Annotated in this window: 13 protein-coding genes; 11 read left to right on the forward strand and 2 right to left on the reverse strand. The window is 43.8% G+C overall.

Translation table 11 applies throughout. The features are described from left to right. Nucleotides 1–106: 106 nt before the first annotated feature. Nucleotides 107–1,027 carry a sugar phosphate isomerase/epimerase family protein gene (locus tag U0035_RS18005; protein ID WP_211316470.1) on the forward strand — a complete coding sequence of 307 codons (921 nt, stop codon included), beginning with the start codon at nucleotides 107–109 and terminating at the stop codon, nucleotides 1,025–1,027. A gap of 66 nt (nucleotides 1,028–1,093) precedes the next feature. Here the strand turns inward: U0035_RS18005 and U0035_RS18010 are convergent, their stop codons facing one another. Both U0035_RS18010 and U0035_RS18015 read right to left on the reverse strand, forming a co-directional pair. Continuing rightward, nucleotides 1,094–1,555: a DUF983 domain-containing protein gene (locus tag U0035_RS18010; RefSeq protein ID WP_114791649.1), complete on the reverse strand. Its 462-nt coding sequence runs from the start codon at nucleotides 1,553–1,555 to the stop codon at nucleotides 1,094–1,096. An 8-nt stretch (nucleotides 1,556–1,563) separates the two neighbouring features. Beyond that, entirely contained in the window at nucleotides 1,564–2,856 is a 1,293-nt protein-coding gene (locus tag U0035_RS18015) for a UDP-N-acetylmuramoyl-tripeptide--D-alanyl-D-alanine ligase (protein ID WP_114791648.1), read from the reverse strand. Nucleotides 2,857–2,942: 86 nt separating this feature from the next. On the opposite strand from U0035_RS18015, the gene ispF reads away from it, so the two are divergent. The 10 genes from ispF to U0035_RS18065 all read left to right on the forward strand — a co-directional run bounded on the left by ispF (nucleotide 2,943) and on the right by U0035_RS18065 (nucleotide 14,308). Continuing rightward, entirely contained in the window at nucleotides 2,943–3,422 is a 480-nt protein-coding gene (gene ispF / locus U0035_RS18020) for a 2-C-methyl-D-erythritol 2,4-cyclodiphosphate synthase (RefSeq protein ID WP_114791647.1), read from the forward strand. Nucleotide 3,423: 1 nt separating this feature from the next. Continuing rightward, entirely contained in the window at nucleotides 3,424–3,927 is a 504-nt protein-coding gene (locus U0035_RS18025) for a hypothetical protein (protein ID WP_114791646.1), read from the forward strand. An 84-nt stretch (nucleotides 3,928–4,011) separates the two neighbouring features. Beyond that, complete coding sequence (gene dut, locus U0035_RS18030; RefSeq protein WP_114791645.1) at nucleotides 4,012–4,455, forward strand: dUTP diphosphatase; 444 nt, start codon at nucleotides 4,012–4,014, stop codon at nucleotides 4,453–4,455. 33 nt (nucleotides 4,456–4,488) lie between these two features. Continuing rightward, on the forward strand, nucleotides 4,489–5,277 hold the full coding sequence (gene lolB1 / locus U0035_RS18035) for a lipoprotein insertase outer membrane protein LolB1 (protein WP_114791644.1): 789 nt from the start codon (nucleotides 4,489–4,491) through the stop codon (nucleotides 5,275–5,277). Between the two features lie 116 nt (nucleotides 5,278–5,393). Beyond that, nucleotides 5,394–6,902: a murein hydrolase activator EnvC family protein gene (locus tag U0035_RS18040; RefSeq protein WP_162817921.1), complete on the forward strand. Its 1,509-nt coding sequence runs from the start codon at nucleotides 5,394–5,396 to the stop codon at nucleotides 6,900–6,902. Between the two features lie 66 nt (nucleotides 6,903–6,968). Continuing rightward, a complete protein-coding gene (locus tag U0035_RS18045; protein ID WP_114791642.1) occupies nucleotides 6,969–8,006 on the forward strand; it encodes a flavin reductase family protein in 1,038 nt (345 codons plus the stop codon). 152 nt (nucleotides 8,007–8,158) lie between these two features. Then, nucleotides 8,159–10,405, forward strand: a complete 2,247-nt coding sequence (locus U0035_RS18050) for a Tex family protein (protein ID WP_114791641.1) — start codon at nucleotides 8,159–8,161, stop codon at nucleotides 10,403–10,405. A 233-nt stretch (nucleotides 10,406–10,638) separates the two neighbouring features. After that, the gene (locus U0035_RS18055) at nucleotides 10,639–12,924 is read left to right on the forward strand and encodes a TonB-dependent receptor (RefSeq protein WP_162817920.1); all 2,286 of its coding nucleotides are present in this window, start codon (nucleotides 10,639–10,641) and stop codon (nucleotides 12,922–12,924) included. A gap of 116 nt (nucleotides 12,925–13,040) precedes the next feature. Beyond that, on the forward strand, nucleotides 13,041–13,388 hold the full coding sequence (locus tag U0035_RS18060) for a HesB/IscA family protein (protein WP_114791639.1): 348 nt from the start codon (nucleotides 13,041–13,043) through the stop codon (nucleotides 13,386–13,388). Nucleotides 13,389–13,402: 14 nt separating this feature from the next. Further along, on the forward strand, nucleotides 13,403–14,308 hold the full coding sequence (locus U0035_RS18065; protein ID WP_114791638.1) for a class I SAM-dependent methyltransferase: 906 nt from the start codon (nucleotides 13,403–13,405) through the stop codon (nucleotides 14,306–14,308). The last annotated feature ends 15 nt before the right edge of the window (nucleotides 14,309–14,323 follow it).

Genomic DNA, 14,323 nt, shown 5'->3' on the forward strand with positions numbered 1-14,323 from the left:
TAAGCCCCCCGATTGTAAGTCATGTGTCAGGCAATGAAGCATACATGTCATTATTAGAAGGGGTGATGACAAGCCATACATTTTTTTTAAAGTATAAAATATCCATATGAACCGAAAAGTTTTTCTTAGAAATGCTTCAGCAATAGCTGCGGCCTGCGCTGTAATGCCTGCATGGGGGAAAGAGCTCATCTCCGCGAAAAAGTCTTTTTTCGAAATATCCCTGGCCCAATGGTCCTTACACAAAAAGCTTTTTGCGAAGGAAATAGACAATCTGGATTTCCCCGCGATTACAAAAAAAGAGTTTGGTATTAGTGTAGTAGAATACGTGAATGTTTTTTTTAAAGACAAAGCAGAAAATACGCAATACCTTAATGAATTATTAAAGCGTTGTAAAGATAACGGTGTAAAAAATCACCTGATTATGTGCGATGGAGAAGGAGATTTGGGAAATACTGATGCTAATGCGAGGATAAAAGCGGTAGAGAATCATTACAAATGGGTAAATGCTGCAAAGTACCTGGGGTGTGCCACGATAAGGGTTAACGCCGCGGGAAGGGGTACGGCTACAGAGGTGTCAGATGCTGCTGCAGAAGGATTAGCCAGGCTCGGTGCCTATGCCGCTAAGGAGAAAATAAATGTGATCGTGGAAAATCACGGCGGATATTCTTCCGATGGAAGCTGGTTAAGTGGCGTAATGAAAAAAGTTAATAAATCTAATGTAGGGACTTTGCCCGATTTCGGCAATTTTTGTATAAGGCGTGATGGCAATACATGTGCGGAGGAATATGACCGCTATAAGGGTACTAAAGAGCTTATGCCTTTCGCAAAAGGCGTGAGTGCCAAGAGCTATAACTTTGACGATAAGGGTAATTGTGTAGAAACGGATTATGAAAAAATGCTTAAGATCGTAAAAGAGGCAGGCTTTAACGGTTATGTAGGGATAGAATATGAGGGAAGTGCTTTGTCGGAGAGCGAAGGTATACTTAAAACAAAGGCTTTATTAGAACGCATACAAAAAGCGATATAAATTAGAATGCGAATACTAACCCGGATGGCTATAGTATTCGCATTTTTTTATTTTTTAATGCAGCAACTACCAGTTATTACCCTGGTCTTCATTAATCCTTTCAGAAACATCCCTGGGGCCACGGGTTCGCCAATTGGGATCATACTTTACAAACCAGGAGAGCCAGAGGCTACGCGAAAAACGCATCAGCCAGGGTTGCAAAACCACCAGGAGGATAGCGTTGAAAATGATCCAGTAAACAAAGCGGTTGTCCTGTAAGGAAAATCCAATCAATACCCACCAGGCAACAGCACTGGCTACGCTAAGTGCTACGGCAAGCATATAACTAACATAGCTGGTTCCGTAGAAAAAGCCTACTTCAATTTCTGTGGGTTGCCCGCAAACCGGGCAGGCCTTATTCATTTTCATAAAACCGCTCAGTTTTAAGGTGAGTGGTTTTTCAAATAGTTTTCCCTCGCGGCAACGGGGGCAATAGCAGCCCAGCACCGTGCCTAAATAACTCCTCCTGGCTTTCTTATTGTTTTCCATAACAAAATTTATTGAGTTATTGCCGTTAATATTTTTTCCATCTGAGAGCTCCTGCTTCCTTTGATCAGTATATAAGCATTTTCAAAATGCTGCTGTTGGGCCCAGTTGGCAGCATCGGCAGAATTGTCAAAGTAAACGAAGTCTTTACTGTATGGAAGGAAAGGGTTGCCTACCAACACTACCTGGTGCCAGGTGCTTTTTTTAACCTGGTTAATCAACGTTTCGTGTTCAATGGCGGTTTCATCACCCATTTCGGCCATGGCACCGATCATTAATATTTTTTTATCGGCCTGAATAGCCGCCAGGTTTTCAACGGCCAGCTTCATGCTGCTGGGATTGGCATTATAGGCATCTAATATAATTTTATTGCTACCCGCTTCCACCAGCTGCGACCGGCTGTTGGAGGGTTTATAATTTTCAATGGCCTGTTTTATCTGATTGGCCGGAACATCAAATTCGTAGCCAAGCGCGACAGCAGCCAATACATTCGGTAAATTATAATCGCCTACGAGCTGTGTAGCTATAGGAAAGGCTGCTCCGTTAACGGTTACTTTAACGGCCAGTAACTCACCTTTTGTTTCAGGCTTTCCGGTGATCATGGCATCATGAGTGCCATAGGTGACAATATGAGCAATACCCTTGCTCATATCCTGCAGGTAATCATAATCCTTCATAATAAAGGCCATGGCATCCTCACGGGTACGGAGATAGTCAAATAACTCTCCCTTTCCCTTTCTAACACCCTCCAGGCTACCAAATCCTTCGAGATGGGCCTTGCCGCAATTGGTGATCAGCCCGTGTGTAGGTTCTGCTACCCGGCAATAGCCTTCTATTTCGTGCAGGTGGTTGGCGCCCATTTCCACTACTGCTAATTCGGCATCGCTTTTTATTTTAAGCAGGGTTAGCGGAATCCCTATATGATTATTGAGATTGCCTTCTGTAGTGTATACCTTATATTTTGTACTAAGCACTGCATGTATCACCTCTTTGGTAGTGGTTTTACCATTGCTGCCTGTAATAGCAATAAACGGGATGTTGAACCGCCGGCGATGGTAATTGGCCAGTTGCTGCAAAGCAGTCAATACATCCTCCACCAAAATGGTCCTCCCCGGAATTTCAAACCCCTGCTCATCGATAACTGCGTAAGCCGCCCCGGCATCCAGCGCCTGTTGCGCAAACAGGTTGCCGTTGAAATTGGGACCTTTAAGTGCAAAGAAAATATCGCCTGTTTGCAGTTTCCTGGTATCTGTTTGTACGTTTGGATATTGTAAATAGATCCCGTAAAGTTCCTGTATGTTCATAGTTGCAAAAATAAACAAATGGAGGGAGTTAGCTATATTCGCAGGAACAGATACAGATATTATTACTTATAAGAAATAAACAAATTATGAGCTTTAGAATAGGAAGCGGCATCGATTTTCATCAGATGGTAGAAGGACGTGATCTTTGGATTGGCGGTATTTTAATTCCCCATACAAAAGGGGCATTGGGACATAGCGATGCCGATGTGTTGCTACACGCGATCTGCGATGCATTATTGGGCGCCTTAAGCCTGGGTGATATTGGTGTGCATTTCCCCAATAATGATGAAAGGTACCGCGATATCGACAGTAAGATATTGCTGAAGCATTGTATGAAGCTGATACAGGAAAGAGGATATAAAGTAGTTAATATTGATTCCACGCTGACCCTGCAGGAGCCTAAAATAAAACCTTTCGTTCCTCAAATGCAGGAGACCATCGCTGGTATTTGTGAAGTACTGATTGAGGACGTGTCCGTAAAAGCAACCACTACCGAACATATGGGCTTTGTGGGCAGGGAAGAAGGCCTGGTGGCCTACGCAACTGTACTGCTACAGAAGATATGATATGAATGTCCTGTTTCATACAGTGTCGGCTATTGGAGTGGTGGCCATGGTGACTGACACCAGCGTTATTAAATCAGGCAATTCGCGTAAAGCAATAGTACCCGCTGCAATTGCATTTTTTTTGGCTGTGTTTTTTCATGGTATTTTAGACTACATGCCCCATTGCTACCCGGTTCAATCCAGGTGGGACGTCATTCTTGGGCTTTGTATTATGGTAGCCGGCACTTTGATGGCCAGAAGGCCCTATCAATTAATTGTTGCAGCAGCTTTTTGGGGTTGTATTTTACCCGATATTATTGACTTACTTCCGGCCATTTTAAATAAATACCTGGGATGGAAGATCCCTGTAATTCCAAAACTATTTCCCTGGCATTGGAAAGAAAACTCAGGATCTATTTATACCGGTAATTGCAAAACCTCACTTATCAATCATTGGTCTGTATTGATTTTCGCCTTATCAATAGTTTACGCGCGGCGGCGGGATCTGAAAATGATCCTGAAATAACCTCCCTCCTGCAACATTTTGTTAAATATCGGCTCTCGTTAAAACAGCTTTCCGCTTTAGCGGCAAGAGGCTATCTTTGTCGCTATGACCCAGTTACAAGTTAAAATCGTTAATAAATCGCAGCATGCGGTGCCGGCCTATGCCACTTCCGGTGCATCCGGTATGGACTTAAAAGCGTCTATAAATGAAGATATAGTTTTACAACCCCTGGAAAGGACTTTGGTGCCAACCGGTTTATTTATTGAATTACCCGAGGGTTTTGAAGCCCAGATAAGGCCGCGTAGCGGTTTGGCTATTAAGCAGGGATTAACCTGTCTCAATACGCCTGGCACAATTGATGCAGATTACAGGGGAGAAATAAAGGTGATTTTAATTAACCTGTCTAACGAAGCTCAAACCATCCACAATGGCGATCGCGTGGCCCAGATGGTGATACAAAAAGTAGAGATCATAAGCTGGGTACCCGTTGAAGAACTGGGTGAAACCGTAAGGGCGGCGGGAGGTTTTGGACATACGGGAAAACAATAATGGATAGCATATCCATTACATAAAAACAAAAACATGAAACAATTAGTATTAATTATAGCTGTAGCTGCACTAGCATCATGCGGTGCAAGTAAAAAAGCCGCAAAAACACCTTCGGTGGATACAAGCCAGCCACCACCGGTAGCTACGGTGGAAAATGAAGGTCCGTCTGTTGTACTTTCCAGGCTCAATAAAATTGACTTTAAAACTTTTTCGGGCAAGGTTGATGTGGATTTTGATGATGGAAAAGGCAATGGTAAAAGCGTAAGCGCCAAGCTGGTGATTAAGAAAGATGAAGCGATCTGGATGTCGGCTGGTTTGTTAGGCTTTGAGGGAGTAAGGGCCTTGATCACCAAAGATTCGGTAAAGATCCTCAATAAATTACAGAAAGAGTATATAGCTTCCAGCCTTTCTTATATCCAGGAAAAAATAGGATTGCCCGTTGATTTTGCAACTTTGCAGGATCTGTTGATTGGTAATGCCATTTTTGTAAATCAGGATAATGCATCTCTCACCAGAGAGGGGAGCGGTTATGTAATAACTACCCAGGATGAGAACTTTAAAAACCTGCTCACCGTACTGTTACCAGGCTATTTGCCTGCTGCGAGTAAGTTGAGCGATGTAGATGCTGCTAAAAACAGGAGCGCCGAATTAGCTTACAATAATTATAAGCAGGTAGCAGGTAGAAATTTCTCCACTTCGAGGGACATTCGGGTTAATTATAAGAGCAATATCACCATAAAATTAAATTTCCAATCTCACGATTTTGACGGAGAAGTAGCAGTGCCTTTTTCGGTACCCTCAGGTTATAAAACAAAGCAATAATCCGGTAAATATTTATGCTCCAGGCCCCAACACTACTGTATTCCTTATTAAAACAACCTGTTCTGTTTTTAAACAAGCGGGAAAAGGGATATATAAAGCTTTTATACTTGCTAATTATGGTTGGTAGTGCTTTCGCCTGCAACCAGGCTGTAGCACAAAAAACAAGCGATAAAACAGCAATGGAGGAAGAGCGCAGGAAATTACAGCAGGAGTTGAGACAGATTCAGCAGGCTTATGATGCAGTTAAAGGAGAAAGTAGAAATAACCTCCACCAGTTAGCTGCGCTGAACAAAAAAATTGAGGTACAGAACCAGTATATCAATAATATTGGTAAAGAGATACGGCTTATAGATGATGATATTTATTATAGCGCCATCGAAATTAAAAGACTAAAAAAGCAGATGGATACGTTGAAGGTGCACTATGCAAGAACGGTAGTGTATGCCTATAAAAACAGGAGTAACTACGACTACCTGAATTTTATTTTTTCTGCCAATAGTTTTAATGACGCGATCAAACGCGTAGCTTACCTGAAAAGCTATCGTAATTACCGGGAGAAGCAAATGGAAGACATCGTTAAGACTAATAGTTTGATTGATAAGCGTTATGCACACCAGGTAGCTAGTAAAAAGCAAAAAGAAGGAGCGCTGGCTAGCAGAACCAATGAATACTCTGTTCTTGATAATCAGCGGACAGAAAAGGATTCTGTGGCAAAATTACTGCAGTCCCAGGCGGGATCGTTGCAAAAGCAGATTGCAAAAAAGCAGCAGGAAGACAAACAATTAAAATCGGACATTGCTGCGGTGGTAAGAAGGGAGATAGCTGAGGCAAAGAAAATTGCACAGGAAGATGCTAGGCTAAGAGCAGCCGCAGAAGCTCAAGAAAGGCAGGAAGCCTGGGCCCGCGAACGGTTGCTCGAAACGGAGAAAGCGCTGGCAGGTGCAACCCCCACAACTATATCCCCCGGTGCTGTACCAGTTGCTCCGCCGCCAGCTCAGGAAGTAGCTTCGGCCCCTTCCAGGGAGTTGAAATTTGACCCCGTTGGGGCAGGTAAAACAACTACGGTGAGAGCGGTTCCTAAGTCAGATAATTCCATTGTAGCGAATACGGGTCCAATTACGGTGAGAAAAAATACGCCTCCGCCGCCGGCTCCGGTAGTGGAAAACAAAGCTCCGGCAGGAGGATATCTGAATTATAAAGCCGATGATATTGCATTAAATAGCGATTTCTCGCAGAACCGCGGCAAATTACCTTCACCCGTTGATGGCGTGATAACACTGGGATTTGGCCGCTATAAAATTGAGGGGGTCGGTCCGGATATCGTAGGCGATAATCCTGGTGTGACCTACACCGCACAGGTGGGCGCTCCGGTGCGGGCAGTTTTTGGTGGGGAGGTTGTCAGTGTCTCCAAAGTGGGCGGAACCTCGTTTGTGGTACTAAGACATGGAAAATATTTTACGGCTTATAGCAATCTTGCGTCAGTAGCTGTGAGCAAAGGCGCTGCCGTAGCGCGCGGACAGGCTATTGGTACTGTGGGCGCCGACGAAGAAACCAGTGGCGGAAAACTCGATTTCATCCTGATGATCGAAGAGAAAAATGTAGATCCACGCGCCTGGTTAAGATAAATGCCGGCATACCCGGTTAAAGATCCCGGCAATGAATACCGCGGATATGATTAATTTTTAATCGATATGGAGAGCGGAATTATCAAAAGGCTTGAAATCGTTTCGGTACAAGCTAATACGCCCGATTCGCGAACCCTGGTATTAAAGCCACTGGGCTGGAAAGCTCAATATAAAGCAGGACAGTTTCTAACATTGGTGTTCTACACGCAATCGGGGGAACAACGCCGTTCCTATTCGATATCCTCTTCGCCTGATGCGGGTGAGCCGCTGTCTATTACCATAAAGAAATTGGATAATGGGGAGTTCTCCAGGAAGCTGGTGTACAAAGCGAAACCAGGAGATGTACTGCTTACATCTGGTATTGGTGGCTTTTTCGTGTTGCCGGAGAAAACAGGATATTCTACATTTTGTTTCCTGGCGGCTGGTAGTGGTATCACGCCCTGCTTTTCGCTGATCAAAACCTTACTTCTCACCACACAACAGAAAGTGTACCTCTTTTATAGTAACAGGAATGAGCAGCAGGCTATATTTTATGAACAACTAAAGTCTTTGAAGGAAGATCATAAAGATCGCTTCCATATTCATTTTATGTTTAGCAACCGGCTGGATGTTTATTATAGCCGCCTGAGCCATTGGTTGCTGAGCAGGTTATTGAATGAACATTTCACTGAAATTCATAAAAAAGATATCCTGTTTTATGTCTGTGGTCCCTTTGATTATATGTTAATGTCGGCAATCTCCCTACGTAATAACGGGATCACCAATGCGCAGATCATCAAGGAAGATTTCAATCCGCTTCCGCCGGCCAGGCTTCCCCGGCCGCCGGATACAGCCATGCACCAGGTAACGGTACACCTCGCGGAAAATGTCCATGTTCTGAATGTTCAGTATCCGCAAACCATTGTAGCAGCAGCAAAACAGGCGGGAATTTCGGTTCCTTACAGTTGTGAAGCCGGCCGTTGCGGCAGCTGTGTGGCTACCTGTACCTCCGGTAAAATATGGATGGCTTACAACGAAGTGTTATTGGATGAGGAAGTAGCTAAAGGGAGGGTACTCACCTGCCAGGGTTACCCGGTTGAAGGGGACGCTACTATTGTGTATTGATCAAAATGATTCTCCCGGCTGATATTTTTTACGTAAACCAGCAGATTATTCAGAGCCGCTTTTTAAAACAAAACTGTTTATAAAAAATATTTTTTTCTTTTTTTACCCCACCTACATTTGCATCCCGATAACCGGGAAGAATAAAAATTACTATGGATTTAAAGTATATACAACAAATAGCGATAGAACTTTCGTTGCCTGTAAAAAATATTACCAATGTGCAGCAAATGCATACCGAGGGTGCGACTATTCCTTTTATCAGCCGATACCGTAAAGAAGCTACCGGCAATATGGATGAAGTGCAGGTAGGAAATGTGATTGATAAAATCAAATATTATGATGAGTTGGAAAAACGGAAAGAAACCGTTTTAAAAACCATAGAAGCAGCTGGTAAATTAACACCGGAATTGAAGTTGCGTATCGAAAACTGTTTAAACGCAACAGAACTGGAAGATATTTACCTGCCTTACAAGCCTAAGCGCAAAACCAAGGCAACAGTGGCCATAGAAAAAGGACTGCAGCCTTTAGCGCAATTGCTGTTTGACCAAAGCCAGCCGGTTTCAGACGAACAGATCGCTGCTTATATCAACGAGCAGGTGAAAGATAATGCAGACGCTTTACAGGGGGCGCGGGATATTATCGCGGAATGGATATCAGAAAGCGAACCCGCCAGAACCACCGTGCGCTCTATATTCCAGGAAACATCTGCTATCTCGGCAAGAGTGCTTACCACTAAAAAAGAATCTGAAGAGGCCCAGAAGTACAGGGATTATTTTGAGTTTAAAGAACCTTTGGCCGACTGCCCCTCGCATCGGCTCTTAGCCATCCGCAGGGGAGAAAAGGAAGGCTTCCTGATCATGGATATTGGCATAGAAAAAGAATCAGCAATTGGCGAGTTAAAGAACGTGTTTGTAAAGACTTCGAACAGCGCGGGAGAGCAGGTAGCACTGGCAACGGAGGATGCTTACAGCAGGTTGTTAAAACCGGCTATCGAAACTGAGTTCCGCATGAGCAGTAAAGCGGCTGCTGATGAGGAAGCTATCAGGGTGTTTGCCGAAAACCTCCGTCAATTACTATTAGCCTCACCTCTTGGAAGCAAACGCGTACTGGCAATAGATCCGGGCTTCAGAACCGGGTGTAAAGTGGTTTGTTTGGATGAGAGTGGAACCTTCCTTAAGTATACCACCATCTTCCCGCACCCGCCACAAAACGACTGGAGCGGGGCTGCGGCAACGCTGAAGGAGCTGGTGAACAGGTATGAAATTGAGGCAATCGGTTATGGTAACGGCACCGCCAGTAAAGAAACAGAAAAGCTGGTGCGTAATATAGATTTTGGAAAACCTGTTTCCATCTTTATGGTCAATGAAAGTGGCGCTTCTATTTATTCGGCAAGTGAAGTAGCCCGCGAAGAATTCCCTGAAGAGGATGTTACCGTTCGTGGTGCTATCAGTATCGGCCGCCGCCTGTTAGATCCCCTGAGTGAGCTGGTTAAAATTGACGCGAAAAGTATCGGTGTAGGACAGTACCAGCATGATGTGAATCAAAATCGGTTAAAAGACAGCCTGGACAATGTGGTGCAAAGTTGTGTAAACTATGTGGGGGTGGATGTGAACACGGCCAGCAAGCACCTGTTAACCTATGTTTCAGGTTTGACAGCCACTACCGCTAAAAATATTGTGGAGTATCGCAGTAAAAACGGCGCGTTTAAATCTCGCAGCGAACTATTGAAAGTTTCGATGCTGGGCCCCAAAGCTTACGAACAATGTGCAGGCTTTCTAAGAATACCCGGTGCAGAAAATCCTTTGGATAACTCAGCAGTGCATCCCGAGAGTTATAGCGTCGTAGAAGAAATGGCGCAAAAAATGAGTTGTTCTGTAAATGATATTATTGCCAAGCCGGATATCAGAAAGCAGATCAACGCGAAAGATTTTATCAGCGAAACGGCCGGCGCGTACACCATCGAAGATATTTTAAAAGAACTGGAAAAGCCAGGCCGTGATCCCCGGGATGTGATTGAAGAGTTCCGGTTTGCTGAAGGAATTGCTACTATGGATGATTTAAAGCCAGGGATGAAGCTGCCGGGTATTGTTACCAATATTACCAACTTTGGTGCTTTTGTAGATGTAGGTGTAAAGCAGGACGGATTGGTGCACGTTTCACACCTGGCCAATAAATTTGTAAGCGACCCCAATGAAGTGGTAAAGCTCAATCAAAAAGTAATGGTTACAGTGGTTGAAGTTGATGCTTCCCGGAAACGCATTGCGTTGAGTATGAAAGATGAAAATAAAACGGAGTCGTCGCGCCCCCGTACCCATACGCCGAAAGGAACGCCGGTGAGCAATAAACCTAAAAATAGTTTTCAGTCGAGCCTGGATGCTTTGAGAAAGAAATTTGACTGATTGTTTATTAAGCAACTGAAAAGTCTCGCCGGTTTAGAATCAGCGGGGCTTTTTCGTACGATCACACTTTAAAAAATTCCGTATTTCACATATCGAAATTCCCGAATTCGTAAATATACCGACCTCCCTGGAAACTACTTTTGCCGAAATTTTTAGTTATGGGTAGTCAAGCCAGGGCTTTCTTACTGCGTTGCTCTTTTATAATATCGTTTCTAATTGCATGCCTGATAACAATGGCTGATGACGGGGGCGGAATAATAAAAGGAAAAATAGTTGATGCAGATCAGAACCCGGTGCGGGGCGCCAGTATTGGTTTGTTGGAAACGCCATATGCTACGTATAGCGATGCAGGAGGTAATTTTGAAATAAAGGGATTGGCAACGGGCAAATATGTTATTAGGGTGACATTTGTTGGCTTTAAACCCTATGATGAAGCTTTGCAGGTAAACAGTGAAAAGGTGACTTTTGTAAAGATCAGTTTACAAAAAGAAGCGGAGAGCCTTTCTGAAGTTACCGTGGTATCCGGTATCAACCGGTTCAACAAAAAAGAAACCGATAATGTAGCCCGCCTGCCTTTACGAAATATAGAGAATCCCCAGGTGTATTCAGTAATTCCCAAGGAGATCATTGCTGAGCAGGTATTGGTTGATTATAACAGCATCTTTAAAAATATTCCGGGTGCCGCTGTTCCGGTGGTATATAACCAGGGACGAAGCGCTATGTTATCGCGGGGATTTACCACAGCCAATTTCATCCGTAACAGTATTTCAGGTTTTGTGTACACTAATATTGATCCTGCGAACCTCGAAGTGTTGCAGGCTATCAAAGGACCATCAGGGACTTTATTTAATAGCGGGCAAATTTCCTTTGGAGGCTTATTCAACAGGGTTACCAAAAAACCGTTAGAGAATAATAAAACAGAGATCGCATTTACCGGCGGTAGTTATAATTTAAACAGGCTTACCTTCGATGTCAACAGGCCGTTAACCAACGATAAGCAGGTATTGTTTCGTATCAACGGTGCCGTACATACTGAGAAAAGCTTCCAGGACCAGGGCTTTAGCAGAAATATAATGCTGGCGCCCAGCTTTATTTATAAGCTGAATGATCGCCTGGATTTTCTTTTAGACATTGAGGCTTCGATGTATAACGCAACGTCTCCTATTCGTTTTGCTCCTTCCGTAACAGCTACCTCTGTAAAGAACATACGAGATCTTGGTATGGATTATAAACGTTCCTTCCTTACCAACTCGCTGGATTATAACACCCAGCAGGTAAATTTTTTCGGACAGATCAATTATGCTTTATCTGGTAACTGGAAATTGCAAACTAATATTACCCGAACTTTTTCAACAACAAAAGGCTATGTAACGCAGCTGATTGGAGTAAATGACAGTATGTTGCGCCAGCGTGCTCAAAAAGAAAATTTCCCTTATAACGGCGTGGAGCTGCAGCAAAACCTTATCGGCGATTTTGAGATAGGGACATTGAGAAACAGAATTGTAGTAGGTATTGACTATTACAACCAACGCAGTGACAGAAATACACCTACAGTTACGCTACCTGCTATCAACTTTAAAAAACCTGGTACAGCTTATGCCAATTTCAATGCTGATAAGGTTGACTCGGCTGCTGCCCGTGTTGTTCCTGAAACCTATGCTACCAATGTTTCCAACTATAGCGCCTATGTATCCAACGTTTTGAATATCACATCCCGGTTTAATGTAATGCTTAGCTTAAGACTCGATCACGTAGATAATAAAGGCCGGTATGATGTAGCTACCGCTGTGTCCACCGATGCGTTCAACCAGGCAGCCTTGTCGCCCAAACTGGGTATCGTATATGAAATGATAAAAGATAAATTATCGTTGTTTGGTAACTATATGAATGGGTTCGATTATAATGCCGGGTCAGATTCTGCAGGTAACCCGTTTAAGCCACAACAGGCCAACCAGTGGGAGATAGGCTTCAAAACCGACCTGTTCCATCACCGGCTCACCGGCACCATTAGCTACTACGATATAGCCGTTAAAAATATTTTAAGACTGGCTCCCGGAGGTGTCTTTAATATCCAGGATGGCATGCAGATCAGCCGCGGTTTTGAAGCCGAGATAATTGCCAATCCGGTTGATGGACTCAACCTTATCACTGGTTATACTTATAACGACAGTAAACTAACCAATGCCGCTGCCCATGTAGATGGTTTAAGACCCGCCGCATCGGGTCCCATGCACCTCGCCAATTTCTGGATCAGTTACCGCATTGTTTCAGGTAAAGCTAAAGGGCTGGGCGCCGGGTTGGGAGGTAATTACGGCAGCGCATCTTATCAAACCAATACGCATAAATTTAAGTTTGAAATACCTGCCTATACCGTTTTTGATGCTACCGCATTTTATGATTTTGTAAAATGCAGGGTAGGGCTGAAACTGGATAATCTTACCAATGAGCAGTATTGGTCCTTCCGCCTGGCACCCCAAATGCCAAGAAGGTTGTCTGCAAACCTGGTATTTCGGTTCTAAAAAACAGGTTTTTGGCTGGCATGAGGCGAAGAACGGCCCTACCAGGTGTAACAAGCTTTGATCAGGTTTAACTACCTCATGACATCTTTTAATCAGCTTTTGTTTAATTTTGCAATATGGAAACAATTATAGCATCCAGCCCGGTTACCTTAACACCCGGTGCGGTGAAAGAAATAAAAAGACTGATCAGTGAGCCCGGATTTGATGCCACGCAATTGTTGCGCATTGGCGTAAAAGGGGGAGGATGTAGCGGAATGAGCTATGTGCTCGGCTTTGATCATAAAACGGAAGCCGATAAAGAATTTGAAATAGAGGGGGTTTTGTGCATTATCAACAAATCGCACGAATTATACCTGGCAGGTATGGAAATAGACTGGAGCGACGGTCTCGACAACAGGGGATTCACATTCTCTAACCCTAATGCAAGCAGCACCTGTGGCTGTGGAACCAGTTTTGCTGTATAATCCTTCACATTCAAATGCCTGATATACATTATTCTTTTTGCCCGGTTTGCCAATCGGATAACCTACAGCGCGTCTTCAACGTAAAAGATTATACCGTTAGCGGTAAAGAGTTTGAAATAATTCATTGTAATGCCTGTACCGCAAGGTTTACACAGGATGTTCCGGGCCTGGACGATATAGGGTTTTATTATAAATCGGAAGATTACATCTCCCACACCAATACCAGCAAAGGGCTGATCAACCAGCTGTATCAACGGGTACGGGTACGCACCATGAAACAAAAAGCTGCCATTATTAAGAGACATACAGGGCTGAAGAGCGGAAAGTTGCTTGATATTGGTTGCGGCACGGGTACATTTTTGCATACCATGCAGCAGCAGGGATGGGAGGTGGCCGGATTAGAGCCCGAATCTGATGCAAGGGCCATTGGTAAAGAAGAATACGGTATTGATGCCCGCCCTTCTCATGAACTTTTTTCATTGCCCCCGCAAAGTTTTAATGCCGTCACTTTATGGCATGTACTGGAGCATGTACATACTTTACATGAATACGTGGCCCAGATAAAAAACCTTTTAGCGACTGATGGGTATCTATTTATTGCAGTACCTAACTATACGGCCAAAGACGCAAAAGTTTACGGTTCTTACTGGGCTGGTTATGATGTGCCCAGGCATTTATACCACTTTTCACCCAAAGCAATGGGGCAGCTGGTACAACAACATGGCCTGGAGATTGATGAAATGCTCCCAATGTGGTTTGATAGCTTTTATGTAGATATGCTCAGTAGTAAGTATAAGAGTGGTAAGATTAATTATATAAGTGCAGGTCTGCATGGATTAGCTTCCAATATTAACGCCATGGGTAATACCAAAGAGTGTTGTTCTGTTATTTATGTAATAAAAAACAAGGCAACGGTTTAAACCGTTGCCTCATAA

Origin of the sequence: Niabella yanshanensis (genome assembly GCF_034424215.1) — a bacterium.
Lineage (GTDB): Bacteria > Bacteroidota > Bacteroidia > Chitinophagales > Chitinophagaceae > Niabella > Niabella yanshanensis.